The organism is Ruegeria sp. C2 (assembly GCF_056537765.1).
The window spans coordinates 1,566,419-1,591,341 of sequence record NZ_JBQFRZ010000001.1; the positions used below are offsets into that span (position 1 = coordinate 1,566,419).

The window sequence follows — 24,923 nt, forward strand, 5'->3', positions numbered from 1 at the left end:
CTTGCCATGTTGATGCTGAATATCAGAGAAGGAGCAGGCACTTAGCCGCCCGCTACCAAATTTGCGAGGTCTGATGAAACGATTAGAGGCGTTGGATGCGGCCCGGTTTCTGGCCTTCTGCGGCATGGTTTTAGTGAATTTCCGCATCGCAGCTGAGGTTGCGCCAGGCACGGATTGGGCCTCGATCCTGATCAATGCACTTGAAGGGCGCGCAGCAGCTTTGTTTGTTGTTCTGGCGGGGATCGGCATCGGGTTGTCGCGCATCCCGGCGGGAGTGCTGCTGCGCCGTGCTGCGTTTCTGTTTGTAATCGGCCTGATCAACATGACAGTGTTTGATGCCGATATCCTCCATTTCTATGCGCTCTACTTTGTGGTGGGGGCGATGTTTCTGACAGCCTCGCAACGCGGGTTATGGCTGGGCGCGCTGGGGATCGTTATCCTCGCGGTGATTGCCAATCTGGTTCTTGACTATGACCGGGGCTGGGATTGGCAAGCGCTGGTCTATACCGACCTTTGGACCCTGCCCGGTTTTCTGCGCAACACAATGTTCAACGGCTGGCATCCGGTGCTGCCTTGGGCCGCTTTCCTGCTGATCGGGATGGCGATCGGGCGATCCGATATCCGGACGCTCTGCATTCAGCATCGGATGATCATGTGGGGCTTTGGCGCGGCGGTGCTGGCGCTGTTTCCACAGATGATGACCTCAGACCCGGAGTTGGTCGCCTATCTGGGGACTGCATCCATCCCACCCGGACCGTTCTATATCGTGGCGGGGACCGGCACAGCCTGCGTGGTGATCGGTCTGCTGCTGAAACTCTGGCCAGTGGTCGAGCGCAGCCGGATCGGTCCGTTCCTGACCGCACCGGGACGGCAGAGCCTGACCCTTTACATGGCGCATATTCTGATCGGGATGGGCCTGTTGGAAGCGTTCGGACTACTCGACGGGTCGCTGAGCGCACCGCAGATTGTGCTACTCGCGCTGCTTTTTTGCGCGTTGTCTTCGGTTTTTGCACGACTTTGGTCCCTTAAATTCAAGCGCGGCCCGTTGGAGGCGGTGATGCGGCGTGTGACCGAGCGCGCAAAGGGTTGACGTTGCCGTCGCAACGGGGCTTGGTGTCGGAAACGCACCGATAGGACAACTCATGTCGTTAGAACTCTGGCTGGCTTTTGTGGCCGCATCGACCGCGCTGCTGCTGATCCCCGGCCCCACTGTGTTGCTTGTGCTCAGCTATGCGTTGTCGAAAGGGCGCAGCGTCGCCGTTGCCTCGGCGACCGGCGTGGCTCTGGGTGATCTTGTGGCGATGACTGCGTCGTTGTTGGGGTTGGGCGCGCTGGTACTGGCCTCGGCCACTCTGTTCACTGTGCTGAAATGGGTTGGTGCTGTTTATCTGGTCTGGTTGGGCATCAAGCTGCTGCGCAGTGCACCTTCGGGCGGGTTGCAGGCTGTCGAGACCAAACGTGATGTCACCGCCCGCAGCGTTTTTGGCCACGCCGCGGCGGTAACCGCACTGAACCCGAAATCCATCGCGTTCTTCATCGCGTTCGTGCCACAGTTTCTGCGCCCGGCGGACCCGCTCGGCCCGCAGTTCGCGATCCTGATTGCCACTTTTGTTGGCCTGGCTGGGCTGAACGCGCTGGCCTACGCGCTGCTGGCGGACCGATTGCGCCGCATGATCGGGCGCGCAAGCGTCATCACCGCCATGACCCGGTTCGGAGGGTTGACCTTGATCGGAATGGGCGTCGCCACCGCAGTCCTGCGTCGCCCTGCCTGAACTTATTCTTCCGCGTTTTCCTTCATGAATCCCCGGATGAACCGGCGGATTTCGCGTGCGGCTGACGTGTCCAGTTCCTTACACAGCTCTACAAATGCGTCTCGCTCATCCTTATCGAGACGCAGGACCAACTGACTGTTTTTCTTTGTGGATTTCTTTCCGTCTTTCTTAGCCACGCGCCCCGACCCCGTTCAGACCTTGATTCATATCGCGATGCAATGTATATACATAGCATAGAAAATGTAGATATCGGGCACATAACAACAAAAGTGAGATTAAAGCAATGAACCTTCATGTCGCGCAGGCTTTTCTTCTTCGGGATCAACGCAACTGGCGTAAACCGCACCTGTCATGGTTGCCGGACGCCTTGTATCGGTACTATGGCCTGCCAAACGTCATCAGCCGCCGCCGCAAGTAGCCGCAGGGCCCAAAGTTCTCTTGCATGACCGTCCCTGATGGGCCAAACACCCCCGCGTGTTTGATGCCAAAAGGGTGACCCATGTCCAGAAACAAAACGGTCAAGGATTACATTCGGACCATCGTCGATTTCCCGCATGAGGGGATCATGTTCCGCGATGTCACCACCCTGTTTGCCGACCCGCGCGGGTTCCGCATGGCGATTGACCAGATGCTGCACCCCTATGCGGGCGAACGGATCGACAAGGTTGTGGGCCTTGAGGCACGCGGCTTCATTCTGGGCGGCGCCATAGCGCACCAACTGAGCGTTGGTTTCGTGCCGATCCGCAAGAAAGGCAAACTGCCGGGCACCACGATCAGTCAGGATTATAAGCTGGAATATGGCGAGGCCATCGTGGAAATCCACGACGACGCCATCCAGCCGGGCGAGAAGATTCTGGTCGTCGACGATCTGCTGGCCACCGGCGGCACAGCTGCAGCCGGGATCAAACTGATCGAACGGCTGGGCGGAGAAATCATTTCCTGCGCGTTCATCATTGACCTGCCCGAATTGGGCGGGCGCAAAGTTCTGGAAGATCTGGGCATGGACGTGCATGTTCTGTGCGAGTTCGAAGGGCTCTGACCGTCACGCTTTTCACAAACTTGTGATTGGAATTTGGGCGGCCCGATGGCTTAGCGCGCAAGCCGCCTAATTCAAGAAACAAAAGCGTTCAAAATCTGTGATCCCCCAGCGACCCGACTGCGTAGATTGGTTGATGCCACTTAGGGCATTCTCAACCAGGGAACCTTATCATGTTGCGCAAATACGCTGTTGCCGGAGTAGCTGGCATTCTGTTGTCCACCGCAGCCCTCGCGGACGGCCACTCCAAAGATATCGTCGACACTGCGGTGAACGCGGGCAGCTTTGAAACGCTTGTTGCCGCGGTTCAGGCCGCCGAGCTGGTCGATACTTTGAAGGGTGAAGGCCCTTTCACTGTCTTTGCCCCCACCGATGAAGCGTTCGCTGCCCTGCCCGAAGGTACGGTGGAAAACCTGCTGAAGCCGGAAAACAAGGATCAGCTGGTCGCCATTCTGACCTATCACGTGGTGCCGGGTAAGGTGATGTCGGGCGATCTGTCCGACGATATGACCGCTGCAACCGTTCAGGGCGGAGATATCACGGTGGATCTGGATAACGGCGTGATGATCAATGACGCCAACGTCGTCCAGGCCGATATCGAGGCTGAAAATGGCGTGATCCATGTGATCGACAAAGTCATTTTGCCAGCGTCCTAACGCAGGATCGCGGCCTGGCACTGTCCCGGGCCGCGGTCACCCCGGCAATACGGCGCCGGGGTTCATGATCCCGAGCGGGTCCAATGCATCCTTGATGGCCCGCATCGCGCTCAACCTGACCGGATCGCCATACCGCGCCAAATCTTCCGTCTTCAGACGCCCGATACCATGTTCCGCGCTGACCGAGCCGCCAAACGCATGCACAAGGTCATGCACGGCGCGTTTGATTGCGGCCCTTTGCCCAACGTATTCCGCCCGGTCATGCCCCGGCGGAGGAAATACGTTGTAATGCAGATTACCGTCCCCCAGATGCCCAAAACAATTCAGGCGAAAAGACCCCAGCGCGGCGACGACCTTTTCACCCTGCCGAATAAACTCGGGGATGTCAGAGATCGGAACCGATATATCATGGCTGGACACGGACCCGATCAACCGGTTGGCTTCCGGTATGTTCTCGCGCACGGCCCAAAGCTCGGCACGTTGTGCCTCGCTCTGGGCAATCACGCCGTCATTGACCAACCCGCGTGCCTCGGCATTCGCATAGAGCATCTCAAGGATCTCAGAAGGGTCCTGCCCCTCTGACAGGCCGAGTTCGATCAGAACGGACCATTCGGGCTGCTCCGTAAAGGGTTGCCGGACATCAGGCAGAACCTCGGTCAGAAATTGCAAACCTTGCCGGTGGATCAGCTCGAAGGTACTGACAGCCTCGCCCACCCGATCGCGCGACAGTGACAGCAGGTCAATCGCCGCTTCAGGTGATGCCACCTGAAACATCGCCGTTCCGACCGCATTAGGTCGCGGAAACAGCTTCAAAGCCGCTGCGGTTATGATGCCCAGCGTTCCTTCTGACCCGATCAGAAGGTTGCGCAGATCAAAGCCGGTGTTGTCTTTGCGCAACCGGCTCAGCCCATGCCAGATCTCGCCACTGGGCAAAACCGCCTCAAGCCCTAGGCACAGATCGCGCGCGTTGCCATAGCGCAGCACGTTCACTCCGCCCGCATTGGTGGCCAGATTGCCGCCGATCCGGCAAGAGCCCTGCGCCGCCAGTGACAGCGGGAACAACCGGTCAGCCTGTTCTGCTGCGGCCTGTATATCCGCCAGGATCGCACCACCCTCGGCGATCATTATGTTCTCGGTTGGATAGATCGCACGGATCGCGGTCATGCGCTCCAGTGACAGGATCAACGGCACAGGACCCTCTGCCATCACCTGACCGCCAACCAACCCGGTCCCGCCGCCATAAGGCACAACCGGGACTCGCGCCTCATGCGCATATCGCACAAGCGCCGAGACTTCCTCGACCGAGCGCGGCATCGCCAGCAAACCACCCTGACCGACAAACCGACGACGCGGTTCTTCAAGATAGCGATCCTCAAGCGCGCGCAGCACATCGTTACCGAGCGCGTTGCGGATAACGCGGGCAAAATTTTCATCGGCGGGGTTCAGTTCCATACACCATCCCTGCCAAAGGCGATCACCAGCGACAAGCCCTATTCCAGATCGATCAGATATTGCGGCTCCAACACCACTACGGTGGGACGGTCCGGCAAGGTCCGCAACGAAACAACGATCTCGGACACCCCATCGCGCTGCACCGGAAACGTATCCCGGATATCCACCAGAAATCGCTCCAGCGAAAAGCCCGAGAACCAGTGCATCGGTATGATCACCGAGCTTTTCAGCCGTTTCAGCACCTCGATCATCTCGGGCAACGGCATCGTCGTGCCGCCATCCACCGCTGCCATGACCACATCCAACCGCCCAAGCGCCGCAAACTGCTCGTCCGAGGGGATATGATGCAGATGACCCAGATGTCCGATACACAGCCCCTCGACCTCGAACACGAAGATCGAATTCCCGCGTTCCTCGACCCCGCCATAGGTTGAGCGAATGTCGGTCGAGACATTGCGCACCAACATCTCACCCAGATCGAGATAGTGGTCGATCCCCTGCCCGAACTCGCCCCAGCCTGGCAGCGCATGCGGTATCGCCGGATCGGGATGCGCGGTCCAATGGGTGCTATGCGCGTGATTCATGGTCACCACATCCGGAATCAGATCAGCGCCTCCGATGAACCCGGTAAAATCCGTAACCGCATTCAACCCGCCCTGCGTCTGGATCAGAAACGAGGCATGTGCGACATAGCTGATCCGCACCGAAAACTCGGGAACCGGGTCCTGCCAGGCCGCCTTGTGCAGATACTCGATCCCGGGCGCCGCATCCGCGATAGCTATGCAATGGCTTGGCCGGCGCTCCTGCGCCACCGCCCCGCCTGCAAACATCATCAGCCCAAAAACAATCCACCGCATGACGGGAGTGTAGCGCAGAACGTCAGCAAGTCATGCCCCTTGTTCATCTGGCCGAAAATATCCCGGGGGAGGCGCGGCTTGCCGCGGCGGGGGCAGAGCCCTCTACCCCGCGTCGGTCTTGCCCCGCCGATCAGACCGCAAAGAAGCATAGAGCACATGCGTCCGCCACCGCCCATTGATCTGCAGATAAGACTGCGCCACGCCCTCGTATTTGAACCCCGAACTTTCCAACAACCCACGTGAAGCCTTGTTTTCCGGAAGACAGGCCGCCTCGATCCGGCTCAGATCCAGCCGGGTAAAGGCGTAATGCACAACCGCCCCGATCGCCTCACGCATGAAGCCCTGCCGCGCATAGGTCTCACCGGTCCAATAGCCCAGCGTTCCCGCCTGGGCCGGACCCCGCCGTATGTTGTCCAGCGTGATCGCCCCCAGCAGCACATCATCGCTGCGGCGGAACAGAAACAACGGGATCGCCGTTCCACTGGCCACCGAACGCTGCGCCCAATAGACCCGGTTGGTAAACGATTTCCGGCTCAGATGATCGTTGGCCCAGACAGGCTCCCACGGCACCAGATAATCTTTTGACGACCGCCGCAGCGCGGTCCAGTCGTTGAAGTCGGAATGGATGGGCGGGCGCAGAGTCAGGCGCTCGGTTTCGAGTTTCAGCTTGCGTCTGCCCAACAGCATCACGCCGCACGCCTCTCCTGCAGTTCCCCCAATGTCGGCGCGCCCGAGATGGGGCCATAAAGCGCCAGCGCCGCCGGGGCCTGCACTGCCATTTCTTCCGCAAAGGCGCGCACATCTTCGGTGCTGACCGCATCGATCTTGGCAACCGTGTCCTCAAGCGAAGGCACCCGCCCCCAGATCTGCACCAACCGCGCCAGACGTTCGGCCCGGTTTGACGGGCTTTCCAGCCCCATCAGCATCCCGGCTTTCATCTGCGCCCGCGCGCGGGCGACCTCTTCAGGGCTCATGTCTTCCGCCGCGCGCTTCATCTCGTCGATAGTGATCGTCGCTAGTTCGCCCACCTGATCGGCCGAAGTGCCCGCATAGATCGTTGTCGTACCGGTATCGGCATAGGCCCCGGTCTGGGCGAAAATCGTGTAGCACAGCCCACGCGTCTCACGCACTTCCTGAAACAGGCGCGAGGACATGCCGCCACCCAATGCCGTCGAATAGATCTGCGCTGTATAGATCGCGTCATCGCGATACCCGGGGCTTTCCAGCGCCAGCGCGAAGTGGGCCTGCTCCAGCTCCTTTTCCTGCCGGGCCTCGCCTCCGGTGAACCGTGCAGCGTCGGGCGTCAAACCCTTGCGCGGCCGCAGATGGCCAAACATCTCTTCGGCCATTTTCATCAGCTGGTCGTGATCCACCGCCCCTGCAGCAGACAGGATCATCTGTTCCGGCCCGTAGTGTTCGGCCACGAAACCTGACAAGTCCTCGCGTGAAAACGCACTGACGCGCTCGGTTGGTCCCAGAATGGTGCGGCCAAGGGGCTGGTCGTGATAACTCTGCTCCTGCAGCCAGTCAAAGATCACATCGTCGGGCGTGTCATAGGCCTGACCGATCTCCTGCAGGATCACGCCACGCTCGACCTCGATCTCGCGCGGATCAAAGACCGGGTTCAGAACGATATCGCCGATCACGTCCATCGCCAGCGCCACATCGTCTTTCAGCACACGCGCATAGTAGGCTGTGACCTCGCGCGAGGTGTAAGCGTTGATGTATCCACCCACATCCTCGATGGCCTCGGCGATTTGCAGCGCGGAACGTCGCTCGGTTCCCTTGAAGGCCATATGCTCAAGGAAATGCGCGATTCCGTTCTGTTCGATCCGCTCATGCCGCCCGCCGGCGGTCACCCAGATGCCGATGGCCGCAGATTGCAGCCCCGGCATATGTTCACTGACGATACGAAAGCCGTTCTTCAGTTGGTCTTGTCTGACAGTCACTCAGCGATGTGCCTTTTGATATGATCCTCAAGGGCGCCCAGATCGTTGGCAATGCGGGTCACCCGTTCCGGACGTTCATACAGATCAGACATGCGGGATGGAAGAGGCGGATGTTCGCCGCTCGCCTTCTCGACCGCTGCCGGGAATTTTGCAGGATGCGCGGTGGCCAGCGTGATCATCGGCACCTCTGCCGCGCGGTGTTCTTCGGCGACCTTGATGCCAACGGCAGTGTGCGGGCAGACCAGTTCAGCGCTGTGGGCCAGAGTATGCTTAATCGTTTCAAGCGTCTCGTCCTCGGACACACGGCCTGAATCGAAACTTTCGCGCAGCGCTTCCATCGCGCCTTGACTGACGTTGAAGCCCCCGGTCTTGAGTTCGTCCATCAACTGCGCAACCGCGCCGCCGTCTTCGCCATAGGCATAATACAGCGCACGCTCAAAGTTCGAGCTGACCTGAATATCCATCGACGGGCTGATCGAGGGGATGGTGTCGCCCTTGAAATAGCCTTCGCCCGAGAGACAGCGATGCAGGATGTCGTTCTGGTTGGTTGCCACCACCAGTCGATCGATAGGAAGACCCATGCGTTTGGCCAGATAGCCCGCGAAGATATCGCCGAAATTGCCGGTTGGCACAGTGAAACTGACCTTCCGGTGTGGCGCGCCGAGGCTGACGGCGGCCGAAAAGTAATAAACGATCTGCGCCAGTACCCGCGCAAAGTTGATCGAGTTCACCCCGGCCAGCTTCACACCATCGCGGAAGTCGAAATCGTTGAACATATCCTTCAGCGCGGCTTGGCAATCGTCAAAATCTCCATCGACGGCCAGCGCGTGCACATTGCTGTCCGCAGGCGTCGTCATCTGACGGCGCTGCACCTCGGACACGCGGCCATGCGGATACAGGATGAACACGTCGACCGCGTCCAGCCCCCGAAACGCTTCGATAGCGGCTGAGCCGGTGTCGCCGCTGGTCGCGCCGACGATGGTCACGCGGTCATTGCGCCGCTTAAGGGCCACCTGAAACAGCTGGCCGATCAACTGCATTGCAAAGTCTTTGAAGGCCAGCGTGGGGCCGTGGAACAGTTCTAATAGGAAATGGTTCTCGTTCAATTGCTTCAACGGCGCGCGGGCGTCATGGCCGAAGCCTTCATAGGCACGGGCGATGATCGCCTTGAACTCGTCCTCGGCGAAGGAGCCGCTGACATAGGGCCACATGACGCGAAACGCGATTTCCTCATAGGGCTGACCGGCCAGAGCGGCGATCTCGTCCTGTGTCATCACCGGAATCTCGGCGGGCAGGTACAGGCCCCCGTCACGGGCAAGCCCGGTCAGCATCGCCTCTTCAAAGGTCAGTTCGGGCGCTTGCCCACGGGTCGAGATGTATTTCATATCGCGTCACTCTCAGAATTGGCACGGCTGCGCCACAGGAAGTATCCGGTCATCGCAGCCCAGACCAGGGCTAGGCCAAACCAGGTGATTGCATATTGTAGGTGATCGTTCGGGATGCCCGCTGTGTCCACAGGCAAAGGCGTCACATTCGGGTCGGTTTCAGACCGGGCGATCAGCAGCACAGGCTCGGTTTTCAACGCAGCGGCCAGAGAGGGCACATCCCGCGCGAACCAGATGTTGCTGCTGGTATCCGCCTCGGGGGTATAGCTGTCCACTTCATCCGGCCAGTGCAGGTTTCCCGTGATCTCCATCGGCCCGGTCAGCCGTTCGATCTGTTTCGCAGTCGTCGGTACAAAACCCCGGTCCACCAAGATTGCCCGATCTTCGCTGCGGAAAGCCTGAATGATCCGGTACCCTGCCCCGACCTGTTTGACCGAAACCAGGACATGAATTTCACCCGGAAGCATCTCGCCGGTTACGGTCACGGGCAGGTACTTGTCTGCATCTTCCGAAACCGCCCCGGGCAAGGTCACCGGAGCTGCCGCGATACGGGCGTCGATCTCGGCCAGTATGCTCTGTTTCCATGCCAGCCGCTGAATCTGCCAGGTGCCCAGCGACAGCAATATGCCCAATCCGGCAAGGCCGATGATCAGCAGGAACAGGGTGCGGCGCATGTCAGGGTAAAACCTCGTATCGGGAACCGGCGTCTTGTTAAGGCGCGCGCGGGCTGAATTGCAACCATGCAATTGTACGGGGCGCAATCTAGCGCCCCTAATCGAGAAAAAGCCGCCCTTAAGGGGCGGCTTTTGCAATTGGATCACCTGACGCGGCTTACATCAGCGGGGCCTGACCCCAGATGTAGACAGCGAAGAACAGGAACAGCCAGACGACGTCGACAAAGTGCCAGTACCAGGCCGCGGCTTCGAACCCGACATGTTTCTCGGGGGTGAAGTCACCTTTCAGCGCCCGGATCAGGCAGACCGACAAGAAGATCGTCCCGATGATCACATGCGCGCCGTGGAAACCGGTCGCCATGAAGAAGTTCGAGTAGAACTGGTCGCCACCAAACTTCCAGCCTTCATGAGCCAGCAGTTCGTAATATTCGAACCCCTGTAGCGCGGTAAAGGCGATGCCCAGTGCGATCCCGATCGCCAGACCCTGCACCAGCGCCTTGCGGTCATTGTTATGTACCAGCGCATGGTGCGCCCATGTGATCGCACAGCCCGACAGCAGCAGGACCAGAGTGTTGATCAGCGGCAGGTGGAACGGGTCGACCGCATGGATGTCCGGCTGGATGTATTCGGTGCCAGCATAGTCGTACATCGGATACATGCGATGTTTGAAGAACGACCAGAACCAGGCGAAGAAGAACATCACCTCGGACATCACGAAGAGGATGAAACCATAGCGCAGGCCGATGCGCACAACCGGCGTATGATCGCCCTGGCGGCTTTCGACCACCACTTCGGACCACCAAGCAAACATGGTGTACAGAACACCAATCAACCCCATCCAGAAGATCCACGGGGTCACCCCGTGCATCCACAGAACAGCTCCGAACAGCATCACAAAGCCGGCCGCCGCGCCGACCAGTGGCCAGATCGACGGGTTCAGAATGTGATAATCATGGTCTTTTGCGTGTGCCATCAGCGTCCCTCACCTACAGGCGTTAGTTCTTGTTTGTATCAGCCTGCACGTCAAGGGCGGCATAGCCCTCGGGCAGGTCAATTTCATAGAATGTATACGACAGCGTGATCGTATGAACATACTTGGCTTCCAGATCTTCGACCAATTCAGGGTCAACGAAGAAAGTCACCGGCATCTCAACCCGCTCACCGGGTTGCAGTACCTGCTCTTCAAAGCAGAAACAGGCGATTTTCTGAAAATATCCACCCGCCGAATAGGGCGCGACATTGTAAGACGCCTGCCCGGCAATCGGGCGATCGGTGGGGTTGTAGGCCTCATAGAAGGCCAGACCGGTTTCACCTATACGCACCTCCATTTCGCGCTCGACCGGCTTGAACTCCCAGTCCATATCCTTGGCCTTTGAGGCGTCAAAGCGCACGGTGATGGTGCGATCCAGAATATCCTCGGGTGCGGTTTCCGCCACGCCGGTGGTGCCACCAAATCCGGTAACCCGGCAGAACCAGTCATAGAACGGCACTGCCGCCCAAGCGAGGCTGCCCATCAGCACCACAACACCCACAGTCTGGGCAACAGTCTTCTGAGGACCCGAAAGCGCCATCAGTTCTGCACCTCTTGCGTCGCCATGTTGAAATCCGTGCCCGACACCTTCACGACGGTCAGACCAAAGATGATCACGATGAAGGCTGCCAGCGTCAGGCCTACGCCCAGATTGCGGCTGAACCGGCGCTGGTGAAGTTCATGGGTTTTGCGCAGGCTCATGACCAGCCTCCCAATCCATAGGGTTTCAGCAAGGCCTCAAAGAGGATCGCACCGAAATGCAGGAAGAGGTACAGCAGCGACAGTTTGAAGAAACTGCGCTCGACCTTGAAATTGTCGGCTTCGGAATCGTCTTCGTTTCGGCGGGAAATCTGCCACGCACCCCGTAGGAACAAGCCGTTCAGAACCAGTGCGACCACCAGATAGATCGGGCCTCCGATATCCGAGAACGCAGTACCCACCGCCAGCACCGCCAGCAGCGCGGTATAGACTAGAATGTGCCAGCGCGTTGCACGGCGGCCGTGCGTGACGGTCAGCATCGGCACGCCTGCGTCGTCATAATCCGAGCGCATAAACAGCGCCAAGGCCCAGAAATGCGGCGGCGTCCACATGAATGTCAGGGCGAACATCAACCACGGCTCAAGCGTCATCGAACCTGTGGCCGCGACCCATCCGATCACCGGCGGGAACGCCCCTGCGGCACCACCGATCACGATATTCTGCGGCGTCGAGCGCTTTAGCCACATTGTGTAGACGACGACATAGAAGAAGATGGTAAAGGCCAGAAACGCACCGGCGAACCAGTTGGTTGCCAGACCCAGCATGATGACGGACAGGCCAGACAGAGCCAATCCCAGCGCCATCGCCTCGCCTTCTTCGACCTTGCCGGACGGGATGGGGCGGTCTTTGGTGCGCTTCATCACGCGGTCGATATCCGCATCCCACCACATGTTCAGCGCACCGGACGCTCCGCCACCGATCGCAATGAACAGAATGGCGCAGAATCCCACGAACGGGTGCACAGGAACCGGAGCTGCAAGCAATCCGACCAAAGCCGTGAAAACGACCAAAGACATTACGCGCGGCTTCAGCAGGGCGAAATAATCACCAAAGCTGGCCTCGTCCGCGCGGGTCTGCGCAGAAACGGTGCTGGCATTGAAGCTTGCGTCGCTCATATCCGGTCCTTTTCGGGGCAAAAGCTGCGCGAATTCCGCGCAGCCCGCATGTGTTTACCTAGGCCGCAAAGGGCTTAGTTCGAGGCCACTTGATAGGATGCAGGCTGGCCCGCATATTCTTCAAGCGCACCTTGCAGCCATTGTTCATAGGCCTCTTCGCTGACCACTTTGACAGTGATCGGCATATAGGCATGGTCCTTACCGCACAGCTCAGAGCACTGTCCGAAATAGACGCCTTCCTTATCCGCTTGGAACCACAGCTCGGCCAGACGACCGGGTACGCCGTCCTGCTTCACGCCGAACGAAGGAATGGTCCACGAGTGGATCACGTCGGACGCGGTGACCTGCATCACGATAATCTTGCCAACCGGAACAACAACGGCGGTGTCGGTGGCCAGCAGCCATTCGTCTTCGCCATAGCCCGCATCGGCCAGCTTCGCCCGCATCGCATCGTCCAAGACAAACGGTGTTACGTCGGCATCCGCCGGGCGCGCGCCCTCGTCCAGGGTGGCCGGGTGGCCCAGAAGATAGCTATCGAAGGCAAAGTCATGATCGACATATTCGTAGGTCCAGTACCACTGGTTCCCCACGACTTTGATAGTGATATCGCCTTCGGGAATTTCCTGCTGTTTGAACAGGACCGGCAGCGAGAACGCTCCGATGAACACCAGAATCAGGATCGGGCCCAAAGTCCATGCAATCTCAACCGGCGTGTAATGCGAGAACCGAGCGGGGTTCGGATTGACGCGCTGGTTGTAGCGCACGATGCAGTAAACCAGCAGACCCGCAACAAACACACAGATCGCGGTGATGATCACCAGAATCATGTTGTCCAGCGACTGAATCCCTTCGGCAAGGCTGGTGGCAGCAGGCTGGAAACCCATGCCGCCGTCAACCGGCTTGCCAATAATCTCAAGCTCCTGAGCCATGGCGGGAAGGCTGGAGAGGGCCGTAGCAAGCCCGGAAAGCATCAAAGCATTCTTCATTTTCTGTCCTGATCGTTTGATCTTTGCGTCTCTCGCGAAAAGGTGTGAATCGGTCGCACCTCTCCCGTTGTCTTTGGCCGCGTTAAAAACCATATTCCGTCGGGTAGATAAAGCAAAATGCTTGCGTCAAACAGACGCTATTTTTGATCTGGATCAAACCCGAAAGGTCACAACCGATGACTCAGGCCCCATTTCGCCCTTTTGAGAGCACTCTTCCGCAAGACGAAGCGCTTGCTGTCTTGCAGTCCGCAACAGCCGGGGCCGAAGACGGAGAGCTTTTTGTCGAACGCCGAAAGTCCGAGTCTCTGGTGTTCGATGACGGGCGTCTGCGCACAGCATCTTATGACGCATCCGAAGGCTTCGGTCTGCGCGCTGTTCAGGGCGAAGTGGCGGGATATGCTCATTCAACAGATGTTTCGATCCCTGCCCTGAAACGCGCCGCGGAAACGGCACGCCTAGCGGTGGGCGATGGTGGTGGTACGCTGGCTGAGCCTCCGCGATCAACCAATATCCGGCTTTATACGGATGAAGATCCCATCGAATCTGCCGATTTCCCGGTCAAGATAGAGACCCTGCGTGCGGTTGACGCCTTTGCCCGCGATCTGGACCCGCGCGTGGTGCAGGTCAGCGCCACCATCGCTGCCGCAGTTCAAGAAGTTGAAATTCTGCGCCCCGACGGTGTGCTAGTGCGCGATGTGCGCCCGATGACACGCCTGAATGTTTCGGTCATCGTCGAACAGAACGGACGACGTGAGAGCGGTTCGGCCGGGGGTGGCGGTCGTGTCGGGCTGGACGGCCTGATCGACCCCGCCGACTGGCAGGACAAGGCGCGCGAGGCGCTGCGGATTGCACTGGTGAACCTGGATGCAATCCCGGCACCCGCCGGTGTGATGGAGGTCGCGCTTGGCCCCGGCTGGCCCGGTATCCTGTTGCACGAAGCCATCGGCCACGGGCTTGAAGGCGATTTCAATCGCAAGGGAAGCTCGGCCTTTGCTGGTCTGATGGGGCAGCAGATTGCCTCAAAGGGCGTCACTGTGGTGGATGATGGCACCATCGCTGACCGGCGCGGCTCGATAAGCGTGGATGACGAAGGCACACCAAGCTCGCGAACGGTGTTGATTGAGGACGGTATCCTGACCGGTTACATGCAAGACCGCCAGAACGCCCGCCTTATGGGGGTATTACCGACCGGGAATGGGAGGCGGCAGAGTTATGCGCATAAACCCATGCCACGCATGACCAATACCATCATGCTCGGCGGTGACTCCGATCCGGCGGCGCTGGTCGCCGATATCAAGGACGGAATCTGGGCTGTTGGCTTCGGCGGCGGTCAGGTCGATATTACCAACGGCAAGTTCGTCTTCTCCTGCACCGAGGCCTACCGCGTCGAAAACGGCAAGATCGGCGCACCCGTCAAAGGTGCTACGTTGATTGGCGATGGGCCCTCGGCATTGAAGCGTATCCGCGGCCTGGGCAATGATATGGCATTGGATCCCGGCATGGGGACGTGCGGCAAAGACGGGCAATGGGTGCCGGTCGGTGTTGGACAGCCAACCGTTTTGATGGATGGCCTGACTGTCGGTGGGTCAGCCGCCTGAGTCGGCCTCAAGAAAAAATACATGGGCGCACCGTTAACACGGTGCCCTTCTAAATCGCCTGAGCGCAATCCGCCCGCCAACCGGGCCAAGAAAATTCGCATGAATTTTCTCATCTATTTTCAAAGCTATATGCAGATCATCAGCCGAATTCCTTCAACAAATCGCATCTAATTTTCCGCAATTTACAGGCTGTTAACCCCCGAACCCGTAAACCAGTTCTGCAATCAGGCGGAGCACCGGATGACCGAGGAGCAGCTTTCTTCCAATCACCCCCCACTCCCACCCACCACGGAAGAGGACCGGTTTTCGTGGCTTCGCCTGTTGCGCTCACGCAAGGTTGGCCCAGCGACATTTCGCAGGCTGCTGCGCGAACATGGCTCGGCGCAGAACGCGCTGGCCGCACTGCCCGAAATGGCACGCGCTGCCGGAATAGAAGGGTATGAAATCTGCCCCCCCGGCGTCATCGAGGCGGAGCTCAAGGCTGCAAAAGCCGCCAAGGCGCGGCTTTTGTGCCTTGGGGCCGCCGATTTTCCTGCTGCCTTGGATGATCTGAACGACGCTCCGCCCTTGCTATGGGCCGTCGGGGACGTGTCTCTTCTTCAAAAACCTACGATCGCCATGGTGGGAGCCCGCAATTGCTCCTCTCTAGGCGCGCGCATGGCGCGGGGGTTAGCCTCTGAACTGGGCAACAAAGGACATACCATCGTCTCAGGGCTGGCACGCGGCATAGATACCGCGGCGCATCTGGCATCGCTGGAGACCGGCACGATAGCGGTCATGGCCGGGGGCGTTGATGTGATTTACCCGGCAGAGAACACCGATCTGGCGCATGATATCGCCCACAAGGGTCTGCGCCTGTCCGAACAGCCGATGAATATGACGCCCCAGGCGCGCCACTTCCCCCGCCGCAATCGCATTATATCGGGGCTGGCACAGGCGGTTATCGTGGTTGAGGCTGCTGCCAAGTCAGGAAGCCTCATTACCGCCCGGGACGCTCTGGATCAGGGGCGCGAGGTGCTGGCTGTTCCAGGTCATCCTTTTGATGCAAGAGCCGCTGGATGCAATTTATTGATTCGCGACGGGGCAACGCTCGTGCGGTCCGCCGACGATGTTCTCGAAGCCCTGCCAGCACAGGTCGCGCATTTCTCGGAACCTGAAACGCCAACCGCAGCCCCCAAACGCAACCCTGTGCAGGCAATTCATGCGCAGATCCTCGATCACCTTGGCCCTTCACCTATTGCCGAGGATCAGTTGCTGCGCGACATTGCCGCCACCGCCGGAGAGCTGGGCCCTGCACTGGTTGATCTTGAGCTTGAGGGGCGGATCCAGCGCCAACCGGGCGGGCTATTATCCCTGGCGAGCGGAGGCGCGTCCTTTGAATCGGCTGATGTTTTGATGCGCGCATATCGCTCAAATGCCCCCTAGCATGCTGAAATCACGCCGCTTTTCAGGCGGTAAAAGGAACGCATTGACAATTCTGTCTTGCCCCACACATTTTGCACCACCATAGAAGGCGCCCAATTCGTCGAGCGAGGTTTCCACTTAAATGCCTGTAGTTGTTGTAGAATCTCCGGCCAAAGCAAAAACAATCAACAAATATCTCGGCCCCGACTACACGGTTTTGGCCTCGTACGGCCATGTGCGGGACCTGCCGCCGAAAGATGGTTCAGTCGATCCTGAGCACGAGTTTTCGATGAAATGGGAGGTCGGCAATGACAGCAAAAAGCATGTCAAAGCCATCGCAGACGCTCTTAAAGAAGATAACGCCCTGATCCTCGCAACTGACCCTGACCGCGAGGGCGAAGCGATCAGCTGGCATCTGCAGGAAGCGCTTACCAAGCGCCGCTCGATAAAGAAGGATACGCCGGTCAGCCGCGTGACGTTCAACGCAATTACCAAGGACGCCGTGACCGAGGCGATGCAGAACCCGCGCGAGGTCGATATGCCTCTGGTCGAGGCCTATCTGGCCCGTCGCGCGCTGGACTATCTGGTGGGCTTCAACCTGTCGCCCGTTCTGTGGCGCAAACTGCCGGGCGCGCGTTCGGCGGGGCGCGTGCAGTCGGTTTGCCTGCGCCTGATCGTCGAACGCGAGATGGAAATCGAGGCGTTCAAACCGGTTGAATACTGGTCTGTTAAAGCTGTGTTCGAAACACCGCGCGGGCAGACCTATGAGGCACGTCTGGTCACTCTGGCCGGTAAAAGGCTGGACAAGCATGATCTGACAAACGCAACGCAAGCTGAACTGGCCGTCCAAGCCATCACCAGCCGCGATCTAAGTGTGTCGTCGGTCGAGGCCAAACCTGCCGCCCGCAACCCTTCTGCCCCGTTCATGACCTCGACCCTACAGCAGGAAGCTAGCCGCAAGTTCGGGATGGGTGCACGCCATGCGATGCAGGTGGCGCAGCGTCTCTATGAGGCGGGATACATTACCTATATGCGGACTGATGGCATCGACATGGCCCCCGAGGCCGTGGCTGCGACGCGCGATGCGATCACCGACCGTTATGGTGCGGAATACGTGCCGGACAGCCCGCGCATCTACAAGAACAAAGCCAAAAACGCGCAGGAAGCGCACGAGTGTATTCGCCCGACAGATATGTCGCGCGATGCCAAGGCGTTGAAGGTGACCGATGAGGATCAGCGCAAGCTCTATGATCTGATCTGGAAGCGCACCATCGCCTGCCAGATGGCCGCCGCGCGGCTGGAGCGTACGACGGTTGAGATTACCAGCACAGACGGTCAGGTCGGGCTGCGCGCCACCGGTCAGGTGGTGCTGTTCGATGGTTTCATGCGTGTCTATGAAGAAGGCCGCGATGACGTTGTCGACGATGATGACAAGCGCCTGCCACAGATCATGCAGGGCGATCCGGCGCGTTTTGCCAAAACATCGCTGCGCGATCAGTTTGCCAAGGCCACCAGCGACTCGGACAAAGCCGCGATCCTGTCTGACAATGAGGCCGTACTTGCATTGCAGCACCACACTCAGCCGCCTCCGCGCTATACCGAGGCCACTCTGGTCAAACGGATGGAAGAGCTGGGGATCGGGCGGCCCTCGACCTATGCCTCGATCGTGACCACGATTCAGGACCGCGAATATGTGCGCAAAGACAAGAACCGGCTAATCCCCGAGGAGAAGGGCCGGATCGTGACGATCTTCCTTCTGAACTTCTTCCGGCAATATGTGGGCTATGAGTTCACCGCCAATCTGGAAGAGGAACTTGACGACGTTAGTGCGGGTGACCGTGACTACAAGGATCTGCTGGGCAAATTCTGGCGTGATTTCTCGGCGGCGATTGGCGAGACGTCGGAATTGCGCATCTCAGAGGTGCTAGACAAGCTGGACGAGGCGCTGGCACCGCAGCTGTATCCGCCGCGCGAAGACGGCTCTGATCCGCGCATCTGCCCGAAATGCGGCGTCGGTCAATTGCACCTGAAGACCTCTCGCACCGGTGGTTTTGTGGGCTGCGGCAACTACCCCGAATGCACCTATACCCGCCCCATCGCGGGCGAAGGCGACGAAGGCGACGAACGGCTGCTGGGCAAGGATGCAGGCGATGAAATCTGGCTGAAATCCGGTCGTTTCGGGCCTTATGTTCAACGCGGCGAACCCACGCCCGAGAATAAGAAGCCCCCGCGTGCGTCCCTGCCCCGCGGCTGGAGCAAGGATGACATGGATCTGGAGAAAGCGCTGACGCTGCTCAGCCTGCCGCGTCAGATCGGGGAACATCCTGAAGGCGGTATGATCACGTCGAACTTTGGCCGCTTTGGCCCGTACCTGATGCATCAGCTCGCCGACGAGGCCAAACCGGTCTATGCCAACCTCAAAGACCCCAATGATGTGTTCGAGATCGGCATGAACCGCGCCGTGGAGCTGCTGGCCGAAAAGCGCGCCAATCCGGGACGCGGACGGCGCGCAGCGGCAAAACCGTTGAAAGAACTAGGTGAGCACCCCGGCGGCGGCACAATGCAGGTTCTGGACGGGCGCTATGGGCCCTATGTGAAGTGGGAAAAGGTCAATGCGACCATCCCCAAAGACATCAAGCCCGAGGATGTGACGCAGGAAATGGCTATCGAACTGGTCAATGAACGCGCGGCCAAGAAGGGTACCAAGAAAAAGGCAGCGCCGAAAAAGAAGGCGGCGGCCAAGAAAACCACCAAGAAGGCGGCGGGCTAGGTAGAAATACCACCCTCGCCCGGGTTTCATTGACTTCCCAATGACGTGACGGCACAACTCGGCCCAACACCATGTCATTGGGGGAGTTTTCCATGAAGAAAATCTATGACAATGCCGATGAGGCGCTCGATGGGGTGATCTCGGACGGCATGCTCATCGCGGCGGGCGGCTTTGGGCTGTGCGGTATCCCAGAGATGCTGCTTGAGGCGATCAAGGCCTCGGGTGCCAAGGATCTGACCTTTGCCTCGAACAACGCAGGTGTTGATGATTTCGGTATCGGCATCCTGCTGCAGACCAAGCAGGTCAAGAAGATGATCAGCTCATATGTCGGGGAAAACGCCGAGTTTATGCGCCAATACCTGAGCGGTGAACTTGAGCTGGAATTCAACCCACAAGGCACACTGGCCGAGCGGATGCGCGCCGGTGGTGCTGGCATCCCCGGGTTCTACACCAAGACAGGTGTAGGCACGGTGATTGCGGAGGGTAAAGAGCACAAGGAATTCAACGGCGAGACCTATATCATGGAGGAAGGCATCTTCGCCGACCTCGCCATCGTGAAGGCGTGGAAAGCCGATGACACCGGGAACCTCGTGTTCCGCAAGACCGCTCGTAACTTCAACGTGCCCGCCGCGACCTGCGGTAAAATCTGTGTGGCTGAGGTCGAAGAGATCGTCCCGCGCGGCTCACTTGAACCGGATTCGATCCACCTGCCCGGCATCTATGTGCATCGCATCATTCAAGGCAGCCACGAAAAGCGCATCGAACAGCGCACCACCCGCAAGAAGGAGGACGCATAATGCCCTGGGATCGCAATCAGATGGCCGCACGCGCGGCAGAAGAGCTGGAAGATGGCATGTATGTAAACCTCGGCATCGGGATTCCGACGCTGGTGGCGAACTATGTGGGTGACAAGGATATTACGCTGCAATCCGAGAACGGCATGCTGGGCATGGGCCCCTTCCCGTTCGAAGGCGAGGAAGACGCGGACCTGATCAACGCAGGGAAACAGACAATCACCGAACTGTCTCGCACGTCCTATTTCGATAGCGCGACTTCGTTTGCCATGATCCGAGGCGGTAAAATCGCCGCTGCGATTCTGGGTGCGATGGAAGTGGACGAGAAAGGCGATCTGGCGAACTGGATGATTCCCGGCAAGTTGGTCAAAGGCATGGGCGGCGCGATGGATCTGGTGGCCGGTGTGGGCCGCGTGATCGTGGTCATGGATCACACCAACAAGCACGGCGATTCAAAAGTGCTGAAAGAGTGCACTCTGCCACTGACTGGCCAGGGCGTCGTTGATCGCATCATCACCAATCTTGGCGTGCTGGATGTTGTCGAAGGCGGGCTTAAGATCGTAGAGCTGGCCGATGGTGTCAGCGAAGACGATATGCGCGCAGCCACTCAGGCGACGATTGTCGGTTGAGTGCCCCGTCTATGAATCAGAAGGCCCGCTGCTATGCGGGCCTTTTTTAGTTGGTGGTCTGAAAGACGCAGGGGTCCGAGACAAATTGTGGTGTCGTCGTACATAAGGCGCTGGCAACCTGAAACGCCGCAAGGACCTTTGGCACATAATCCCGCGTTTCGGCGTAAGGCGGCACTCCGCTGTGCTTATGCACGGCTCCCTCACCCGCGTTATAGCCAGCCAGGACCAGAATCGGATCCTGCCCAAACTCTTCCATCAACCAATGCAGATACCGTACGCCGCCCTCGATATTCTGTTCGGGCTTGAAACTGTCTTTTACCCCAAAGCGCTCGGCCGTCGCCGGCATCAGCTGCATCAGACCCTGTGCCCCCGCAGAGCTCACGGCCTCAGTCTTTCCTGCCGATTCCACCGAGATCACGGCCAGCACCAGCGCGGGTGACACATTGGTGCCCACAGTGGACCGCAGAATATCAACACCCCGCTGATTGACGATTTCCTGCAATGTCTGCAGGCGTGGCGCAGCAACACCCGTAGCGGTCAGCGCCTGCACAGCCTCACGCAACCGCCCTGCATTTGCCTGCGCCAGTTCGGGCGACACCCGATTCCAGAACGCCTTGTAGGATCCAACAGGCTTAGCGATCCCGGTCCCAGCCCCGGCAATCTTGGGTGGCGTCGAGGCGGGCACCTTTGCTGGCGTCACATCGTCTGGCACCTCAAGCAAAGCCCCGGTGCTGGGGGCCGAAGGAGCAGTCGCATGCTGTTCTGGTGTGATTTGGATGGTGACTCGCACGCGCGCTCCCGGCTTGGGGGCTGAGAGCCGCTTGTAAACACCGCGCGGTTCTTGCTCAGTCGCAAAGACCTGCGCTGCGCCACCTATTAGCAACGCGACCGCGCCGGCGCATATAAGTGCGTCCCGGAAATACATTTGCCTGCCTCGATTTTTATCTTTTGGAACAGTTTGAACCTGAGAACAGCTCATTACACCAGAAAAACAACGCGAATTGGGGCAATTTCGCCTCATTTGCCGCTATTTTGCATCGCTCGTGGCGGGTGGAAGTAAAAAGGAGTTATTTTTTTTCGTTTATTTTCCGTATGTTACAATATTTCTCATCAAAAAGTTAAGCTTTGAGTGAAAAAAATCGCGATTGGCCCAATTCCTGCCACGCACAAGGGTCAAACATATATCCATGCCGAGACGATCGGGAGCGGACTGAGAGAGAAAGCTCTGGAAGACGCCGAGGTTAATTACTTTTTGATCCTTTAGGAGGGACGTAACATGATCAAGTTCATCAAGAACTTCCGCAAAGACGAAGACGGCGCCGTAACTGTAGACTGGGTCGTTCTGACCGCAGCTGTTGTGGGCCTGGCAGCTGTTGCATACAGCGGCATCTCAGGCGGTGCTTCGGGCATGGCTGACAATGTGGAAGCAGCGATGACCGGCGCAACTGTAAGCACCACATCGGCTGGTGGCGTTACCGGAGCGACAAGCGCTGACAGCTCTGACAGCGGCAGCTAAGATATCGAAGCACGGCTAGTGCTAAGCCAAATCTTGGAGCCATATCAGAGAGATCTGATGTGGCTCTTTTCTATTCTTTCTTAGCGGCAAACAGCTGGGGCGATTGGTATACGACCTCAATACGACAATGAATTTGTTCTTATTGTCCCTTATTTCGACACAATTCAAAGCTAGCGTTGATCGCGAACACGTTGGGGTACAATCAAAACATCCCATCCGCTTTGAATACTCATCCGCGCGACGATGAACGTGAGGTAATAATATGCGAGCTATGTTTGGTCTTGTCTTAATCATCGGCGTCGTCCTGGCAGGCGGCGCAGTTTATATGGCGCGGGGCTATATAACTGAGCATCAGAGTGCACTTGCCCGCGAGCGGCTTGCCGCGCAAGAGGCGCTGGCCAGCGCCAAAGAGGGCGTTGTCCCAACGATCGGCGTAGTCGTATCGAATCGTAAGCTAAGATATGGCGAACCTCTGTCGCAAGATGATGTCCGTATGGTTCAATGGCCTGAATCAGCAGTGCCTGAAGGCAGCTTCACTGACATAGCCGTGCTTTTTCCTGAGACCGATGACAGCGAACGCTTCGTTCTCAGAGCGATGGAAAAAGATGAAGCACTCATGAAGGTGAAAGTTACTAGGCCCGGTGAAGCCGCAGGCCTTACGTCGCAACTTGAAAAAGGAATGCGCGCGTTCGCCATCAGTGTTGACGTCGCCTCCGGCGTATCGGGCTTTCTGCGCCCTGGAGATAACATTGATGTCTATTGGACAGGCTCGTTGCGTGGCGCGGTTGAAGGCGCTCAGGGGGAAATCACGCGCTTAATTCAAAGCAAGATCCAGTTGATCGCGGTCGATCAAATCGCTGGATCGGACATAACCGGTGCGACGATTGCACGTACGGTCACTGTTGCAGCGACACCTGAACAAATTGCTGCGCTCGCGCAAGCCCAAAACACTGGACGGCTATCATTGGCTCTGGTTGGAGCGCAGGATGAAGCGGTTGCGAGCGCTATCGAAGTCGATCAACGAAAACTGCTTGGAATCAAAGAAGCAGCCCCGGCGCCGCAGGCACCCAAGAAACAAGTCTGCACCGTCCGAACTCGACGTGGGAACGAAATCGTCGAAACCCCAATCCCTTGCACAAACTAACGTCAATTCAGTCTGTTACGGACCAAAGGCCGCGCATTACGCGCGGCCTATTTCGTTGTGATGTTGCGCATTGTCCACATAAAGAAAATTCCAGAAACCATTGATTATTGCAATAAATCCGGTTTTCGCGCAGGGTTTCCGGATAGAGGGCATAAGACCCATAAAATCGAGTGGTGATCGGAGAGGCAGGTCACATGACAATACGTTCCTGGATCAGCGCAACCCTGCTGGGGTTGACGCTTGTAGTGAGCTCAATCGGCGATGCCGCTTGGGCCCAAAATCTTCGCGTGGTCAAGAAAGGGACGGCAGAATCGCTGGACGTCCCGGTCAACCGCGCAATCGTTGTGGAGAGCGAAGAACCGTTTGCTGAGATCAGCATCGCAAATGCGGGAATCGCGGACGTTTCGACGCTGTCGGATCGGACAATCTATGTATTAGGTCGCGCCCCAGGCATGACCACGCTGACCCTGTTCGACGGAGCGGGCAACCTTCTGACCAATGTACGGGTACGGGTTGCACCGGATGTCACTGAGTTCAAAGAAAGGCTGCGCCAGATCCTGCCAAATGAGCAGATCGAAGTGCGCACGGCCAATGACGGCATCGTCCTGTCGGGCACAGTCTCCAGCAGCGCTCGTCTTGCACGCGCTCTTGAGCTGGCCGAACGCTACGCGCCTGAACGTGTATCAAATCTGATGAATGTTGGCGGCGTGCAGCAGGTCATGTTGAAGGTGCGCTTTGCAGAAATGAATCGCTCGGTCGCGAAGAACCTGTCTGCTTCGCTGGGCTTTGGCGGCGGCGACGTAACTGCTGGTTTCAATACCTTGAACAACCAGGGTTCGCTGACCAACGCTTTGAGCAACAACATTCCGCTGGTGCAAACCAATACCGGCGCCATCCTCTTTGGTTTCGGGGCGGGCTCCACTCAGGTTCGTCTGCTGTTGGAAGCGCTTGAATCCAAAGGGTTGGCCCGAAGCCTTGCTGAACCGAATCTGTCAGCCCTGTCAGGTCAGGAAGCCGAATTCCTAGCAGGTGGCGAGGTTCCGATCCCTGTACCGCAAGATGATGGGGTCGTCGCTATCGAATATCGCCAATTCGGCGTGCAGGTTCTGTTCGTGCCTCGTGTGGTCGACGGTAATCTGATCAATCTCGAGATGGGGGCAACAGTTTCGAGTATCGACCCGAACTCTAACTTCACCATCAACGGGGACAACGTTCCAAGCTTCATCGTGCGTCAAACCAAGACTACTGTCGAGCTTCGCGATGGTGAGAGCTTTGCAATCGCGGGTTTAATCCAGGATGATTTCGCCGATCTGAGTAACCAAGTACCTTGGCTGGGTGATGTACCGGTTTTAGGTGCCCTGTTCCGCAGCGCTCAGTATCAACGCGAACAAAGCGAACTCATCATCATTGTCACCGCACATCTGGTATCACCAACGCGTGGCGAAGCTCTGGCTCTGCCAACTGACCGGGTAAAACCACCGAGCGAGTTTGATCTCTTTGTAAACGGCAAGGTCGCCCGAACAGAACGTGCTGGAAACGGTGCCGCGTCCGAAGTAGCCAAGCAGGATTTCGGTCAGTCTTATGGCTACGTCCTGGATTGATAGGAGAGGATAGAA

Annotated in this window: 25 protein-coding genes; 12 read left to right on the forward strand and 13 right to left on the reverse strand. The window is 58.3% G+C overall.

Translation table 11 applies throughout. The features are described from left to right. Window positions 1–73 precede the first annotated feature (73 nt). Window positions 74–1,090 (forward strand): DUF418 domain-containing protein, encoded by a 1,017-nt coding sequence (locus ACR0IV_RS07955; protein WP_480657113.1) that lies wholly within the window; start codon window positions 74–76, stop codon window positions 1,088–1,090. 52 nt (window positions 1,091–1,142) lie between these two features. Then, window positions 1,143–1,772 carry a LysE family translocator gene (locus ACR0IV_RS07960; RefSeq protein ID WP_480469176.1) on the forward strand — a complete coding sequence of 210 codons (630 nt, stop codon included), beginning with the start codon at window positions 1,143–1,145 and terminating at the stop codon, window positions 1,770–1,772. A 2-nt stretch (window positions 1,773–1,774) separates the two neighbouring features. On the opposite strand, the gene ACR0IV_RS07965 is transcribed toward ACR0IV_RS07960, so the two are convergent. Then, on the reverse strand, window positions 1,775–1,948 hold the full coding sequence (locus ACR0IV_RS07965; RefSeq protein WP_480469175.1) for a hypothetical protein: 174 nt from the start codon (window positions 1,946–1,948) through the stop codon (window positions 1,775–1,777). Between the two features lie 323 nt (window positions 1,949–2,271). On the opposite strand from ACR0IV_RS07965, the gene ACR0IV_RS07970 reads away from it, so the two are divergent. Then, window positions 2,272–2,811 carry an adenine phosphoribosyltransferase gene (locus tag ACR0IV_RS07970; RefSeq protein WP_480469174.1) on the forward strand — a complete coding sequence of 180 codons (540 nt, stop codon included), beginning with the start codon at window positions 2,272–2,274 and terminating at the stop codon, window positions 2,809–2,811. A gap of 170 nt (window positions 2,812–2,981) precedes the next feature. After that, on the forward strand, window positions 2,982–3,464 hold the full coding sequence (locus tag ACR0IV_RS07975) for a fasciclin domain-containing protein (RefSeq protein WP_480469173.1): 483 nt from the start codon (window positions 2,982–2,984) through the stop codon (window positions 3,462–3,464). Between the two features lie 36 nt (window positions 3,465–3,500). Here ACR0IV_RS07975 and ACR0IV_RS07980 read toward each other — a convergent pair whose 3' ends face one another. The 11 genes from ACR0IV_RS07980 to coxB all read right to left on the reverse strand — a co-directional run bounded on the left by ACR0IV_RS07980 (window position 3,501) and on the right by coxB (window position 13,452). After that, a complete protein-coding gene (locus ACR0IV_RS07980) occupies window positions 3,501–4,916 on the reverse strand; it encodes an FAD-binding oxidoreductase (RefSeq protein ID WP_480657112.1) in 1,416 nt (471 codons plus the stop codon). Window positions 4,917–4,954: 38 nt separating this feature from the next. Then, complete coding sequence (locus tag ACR0IV_RS07985) at window positions 4,955–5,773, reverse strand: MBL fold metallo-hydrolase (protein WP_480657111.1); 819 nt, start codon at window positions 5,771–5,773, stop codon at window positions 4,955–4,957. 102 nt (window positions 5,774–5,875) lie between these two features. Then, window positions 5,876–6,460 carry a GNAT family N-acetyltransferase gene (locus ACR0IV_RS07990; RefSeq protein WP_480469170.1) on the reverse strand — a complete coding sequence of 195 codons (585 nt, stop codon included), beginning with the start codon at window positions 6,458–6,460 and terminating at the stop codon, window positions 5,876–5,878. Next, window positions 6,460–7,722, reverse strand: a complete 1,263-nt coding sequence (locus ACR0IV_RS07995; RefSeq protein ID WP_480657110.1) for a M16 family metallopeptidase — start codon at window positions 7,720–7,722, stop codon at window positions 6,460–6,462. The genes ACR0IV_RS07990 and ACR0IV_RS07995 overlap by 1 nt, the downstream gene beginning before the upstream one ends. After that, a complete protein-coding gene (gene thrC, locus ACR0IV_RS08000) occupies window positions 7,719–9,107 on the reverse strand; it encodes a threonine synthase (RefSeq protein ID WP_480657109.1) in 1,389 nt (462 codons plus the stop codon). Before thrC ends, ACR0IV_RS07995 begins: the two co-directional genes overlap by 4 nt. Further along, window positions 9,104–9,781 carry an SURF1 family protein gene (locus ACR0IV_RS08005; protein WP_480657108.1) on the reverse strand — a complete coding sequence of 226 codons (678 nt, stop codon included), beginning with the start codon at window positions 9,779–9,781 and terminating at the stop codon, window positions 9,104–9,106. Before ACR0IV_RS08005 ends, thrC begins: the two co-directional genes overlap by 4 nt. Window positions 9,782–9,938: 157 nt before the next feature. Continuing rightward, window positions 9,939–10,754 (reverse strand): cytochrome c oxidase subunit 3, encoded by an 816-nt coding sequence (locus ACR0IV_RS08010; protein ID WP_480469166.1) that lies wholly within the window; start codon window positions 10,752–10,754, stop codon window positions 9,939–9,941. A 22-nt stretch (window positions 10,755–10,776) separates the two neighbouring features. Further along, on the reverse strand, window positions 10,777–11,352 hold the full coding sequence (locus ACR0IV_RS08015; RefSeq protein ID WP_480657106.1) for a cytochrome c oxidase assembly protein: 576 nt from the start codon (window positions 11,350–11,352) through the stop codon (window positions 10,777–10,779). Next, the gene (locus ACR0IV_RS08020) at window positions 11,352–11,513 is read right to left on the reverse strand and encodes a hypothetical protein (protein ID WP_480469164.1); all 162 of its coding nucleotides are present in this window, start codon (window positions 11,511–11,513) and stop codon (window positions 11,352–11,354) included. The genes ACR0IV_RS08015 and ACR0IV_RS08020 overlap by 1 nt, the downstream gene beginning before the upstream one ends. After that, on the reverse strand, window positions 11,510–12,466 hold the full coding sequence (gene cyoE, locus ACR0IV_RS08025) for a heme o synthase (protein ID WP_480657105.1): 957 nt from the start codon (window positions 12,464–12,466) through the stop codon (window positions 11,510–11,512). Before cyoE ends, ACR0IV_RS08020 begins: the two co-directional genes overlap by 4 nt. Before the next feature lie 74 nt (window positions 12,467–12,540). Further along, a complete protein-coding gene (gene coxB / locus ACR0IV_RS08030) occupies window positions 12,541–13,452 on the reverse strand; it encodes a cytochrome c oxidase subunit II (protein ID WP_170589221.1) in 912 nt (303 codons plus the stop codon). A gap of 176 nt (window positions 13,453–13,628) precedes the next feature. Between coxB and tldD the strand changes: the two genes are divergently transcribed. The 5 genes from tldD (at window position 13,629) to ACR0IV_RS08055 (ending at window position 20,647) form a co-directional block, all read left to right on the forward strand. Next, the gene (gene tldD / locus ACR0IV_RS08035; protein ID WP_480657104.1) at window positions 13,629–15,050 is read left to right on the forward strand and encodes a metalloprotease TldD; all 1,422 of its coding nucleotides are present in this window, start codon (window positions 13,629–13,631) and stop codon (window positions 15,048–15,050) included. A 240-nt stretch (window positions 15,051–15,290) separates the two neighbouring features. Further along, complete coding sequence (dprA, locus tag ACR0IV_RS08040; RefSeq protein WP_480657103.1) at window positions 15,291–16,475, forward strand: DNA-processing protein DprA; 1,185 nt, start codon at window positions 15,291–15,293, stop codon at window positions 16,473–16,475. Window positions 16,476–16,596: 121 nt separating this feature from the next. Further along, on the forward strand, window positions 16,597–19,224 hold the full coding sequence (gene topA / locus ACR0IV_RS08045) for a type I DNA topoisomerase (RefSeq protein ID WP_480657102.1): 2,628 nt from the start codon (window positions 16,597–16,599) through the stop codon (window positions 19,222–19,224). Between the two features lie 92 nt (window positions 19,225–19,316). After that, window positions 19,317–20,021: a CoA transferase subunit A gene (locus ACR0IV_RS08050; RefSeq protein WP_480469158.1), complete on the forward strand. Its 705-nt coding sequence runs from the start codon at window positions 19,317–19,319 to the stop codon at window positions 20,019–20,021. Then, window positions 20,021–20,647, forward strand: a complete 627-nt coding sequence (locus tag ACR0IV_RS08055) for a 3-oxoacid CoA-transferase subunit B (protein WP_480657101.1) — start codon at window positions 20,021–20,023, stop codon at window positions 20,645–20,647. The genes ACR0IV_RS08050 and ACR0IV_RS08055 overlap by 1 nt, the downstream gene beginning before the upstream one ends. Before the next feature lie 46 nt (window positions 20,648–20,693). On the opposite strand, the gene ACR0IV_RS08060 is transcribed toward ACR0IV_RS08055, so the two are convergent. Next, window positions 20,694–21,572, reverse strand: a complete 879-nt coding sequence (locus tag ACR0IV_RS08060) for a lytic transglycosylase domain-containing protein (RefSeq protein WP_480657100.1) — start codon at window positions 21,570–21,572, stop codon at window positions 20,694–20,696. Between the two features lie 351 nt (window positions 21,573–21,923). Here ACR0IV_RS08060 and ACR0IV_RS08065 point away from each other — a divergent pair, with 351 nt between their 5' ends. The 3 genes from ACR0IV_RS08065 to ACR0IV_RS08075 all read left to right on the forward strand — a co-directional run bounded on the left by ACR0IV_RS08065 (window position 21,924) and on the right by ACR0IV_RS08075 (window position 24,908). Continuing rightward, a complete protein-coding gene (locus ACR0IV_RS08065; RefSeq protein ID WP_480657099.1) occupies window positions 21,924–22,163 on the forward strand; it encodes a Flp family type IVb pilin in 240 nt (79 codons plus the stop codon). A gap of 262 nt (window positions 22,164–22,425) precedes the next feature. After that, window positions 22,426–23,307: a Flp pilus assembly protein CpaB gene (cpaB, locus tag ACR0IV_RS08070; RefSeq protein ID WP_480657098.1), complete on the forward strand. Its 882-nt coding sequence runs from the start codon at window positions 22,426–22,428 to the stop codon at window positions 23,305–23,307. 194 nt (window positions 23,308–23,501) lie between these two features. Further along, the gene (locus ACR0IV_RS08075; RefSeq protein WP_480469153.1) at window positions 23,502–24,908 is read left to right on the forward strand and encodes a type II and III secretion system protein family protein; all 1,407 of its coding nucleotides are present in this window, start codon (window positions 23,502–23,504) and stop codon (window positions 24,906–24,908) included. The last annotated feature ends 15 nt before the right edge of the window (window positions 24,909–24,923 follow it).

Excerpts from the sequence above, each read along its gene's own strand:
- ACR0IV_RS07980 (WP_480657112.1), bottom strand. The coding sequence starts at position 4,916 with ATGGAACTGAACCCCGCCGATGAAAATTTTGCCCGCGTTATCCGCAAC.
- thrC (WP_480657109.1), bottom strand. The coding sequence starts at position 9,107 with ATGAAATACATCTCGACCCGTGGGCAAGCGCCCGAACTGACCTTTGAA.
- ACR0IV_RS07960 (WP_480469176.1), top strand. The coding sequence starts at position 1,143 with ATGTCGTTAGAACTCTGGCTGGCTTTTGTGGCCGCATCGACCGCGCTG.
- dprA (WP_480657103.1), top strand. The coding sequence starts at position 15,291 with ATGACCGAGGAGCAGCTTTCTTCCAATCACCCCCCACTCCCACCCACC.
- ACR0IV_RS08065 (WP_480657099.1), top strand. The coding sequence starts at position 21,924 with ATGATCAAGTTCATCAAGAACTTCCGCAAAGACGAAGACGGCGCCGTA.
- cyoE (WP_480657105.1), bottom strand. The coding sequence starts at position 12,466 with ATGAGCGACGCAAGCTTCAATGCCAGCACCGTTTCTGCGCAGACCCGC.
- ACR0IV_RS07985 (WP_480657111.1), bottom strand. The coding sequence starts at position 5,773 with ATGCGGTGGATTGTTTTTGGGCTGATGATGTTTGCAGGCGGGGCGGTG.
- ACR0IV_RS08010 (WP_480469166.1), bottom strand. The coding sequence starts at position 10,754 with ATGGCACACGCAAAAGACCATGATTATCACATTCTGAACCCGTCGATC.
- ACR0IV_RS08015 (WP_480657106.1), bottom strand. The coding sequence starts at position 11,352 with ATGGCGCTTTCGGGTCCTCAGAAGACTGTTGCCCAGACTGTGGGTGTT.
- ACR0IV_RS08050 (WP_480469158.1), top strand. The coding sequence starts at position 19,317 with ATGAAGAAAATCTATGACAATGCCGATGAGGCGCTCGATGGGGTGATC.
- ACR0IV_RS08060 (WP_480657100.1), bottom strand. The coding sequence starts at position 21,572 with ATGTATTTCCGGGACGCACTTATATGCGCCGGCGCGGTCGCGTTGCTA.
- ACR0IV_RS08020 (WP_480469164.1), bottom strand. The coding sequence starts at position 11,513 with ATGAGCCTGCGCAAAACCCATGAACTTCACCAGCGCCGGTTCAGCCGC.
- ACR0IV_RS08075 (WP_480469153.1), top strand. The coding sequence starts at position 23,502 with ATGACAATACGTTCCTGGATCAGCGCAACCCTGCTGGGGTTGACGCTT.
- ACR0IV_RS07955 (WP_480657113.1), top strand. The coding sequence starts at position 74 with ATGAAACGATTAGAGGCGTTGGATGCGGCCCGGTTTCTGGCCTTCTGC.
- tldD (WP_480657104.1), top strand. The coding sequence starts at position 13,629 with ATGACTCAGGCCCCATTTCGCCCTTTTGAGAGCACTCTTCCGCAAGAC.
- topA (WP_480657102.1), top strand. The coding sequence starts at position 16,597 with ATGCCTGTAGTTGTTGTAGAATCTCCGGCCAAAGCAAAAACAATCAAC.
- coxB (WP_170589221.1), bottom strand. The coding sequence starts at position 13,452 with ATGAAGAATGCTTTGATGCTTTCCGGGCTTGCTACGGCCCTCTCCAGC.
- ACR0IV_RS07975 (WP_480469173.1), top strand. The coding sequence starts at position 2,982 with ATGTTGCGCAAATACGCTGTTGCCGGAGTAGCTGGCATTCTGTTGTCC.
- ACR0IV_RS08055 (WP_480657101.1), top strand. The coding sequence starts at position 20,021 with ATGCCCTGGGATCGCAATCAGATGGCCGCACGCGCGGCAGAAGAGCTG.
- ACR0IV_RS07970 (WP_480469174.1), top strand. The coding sequence starts at position 2,272 with ATGTCCAGAAACAAAACGGTCAAGGATTACATTCGGACCATCGTCGAT.
- ACR0IV_RS07990 (WP_480469170.1), bottom strand. The coding sequence starts at position 6,460 with ATGCTGTTGGGCAGACGCAAGCTGAAACTCGAAACCGAGCGCCTGACT.
- cpaB (WP_480657098.1), top strand. The coding sequence starts at position 22,426 with ATGCGAGCTATGTTTGGTCTTGTCTTAATCATCGGCGTCGTCCTGGCA.
- ACR0IV_RS08005 (WP_480657108.1), bottom strand. The coding sequence starts at position 9,781 with ATGCGCCGCACCCTGTTCCTGCTGATCATCGGCCTTGCCGGATTGGGC.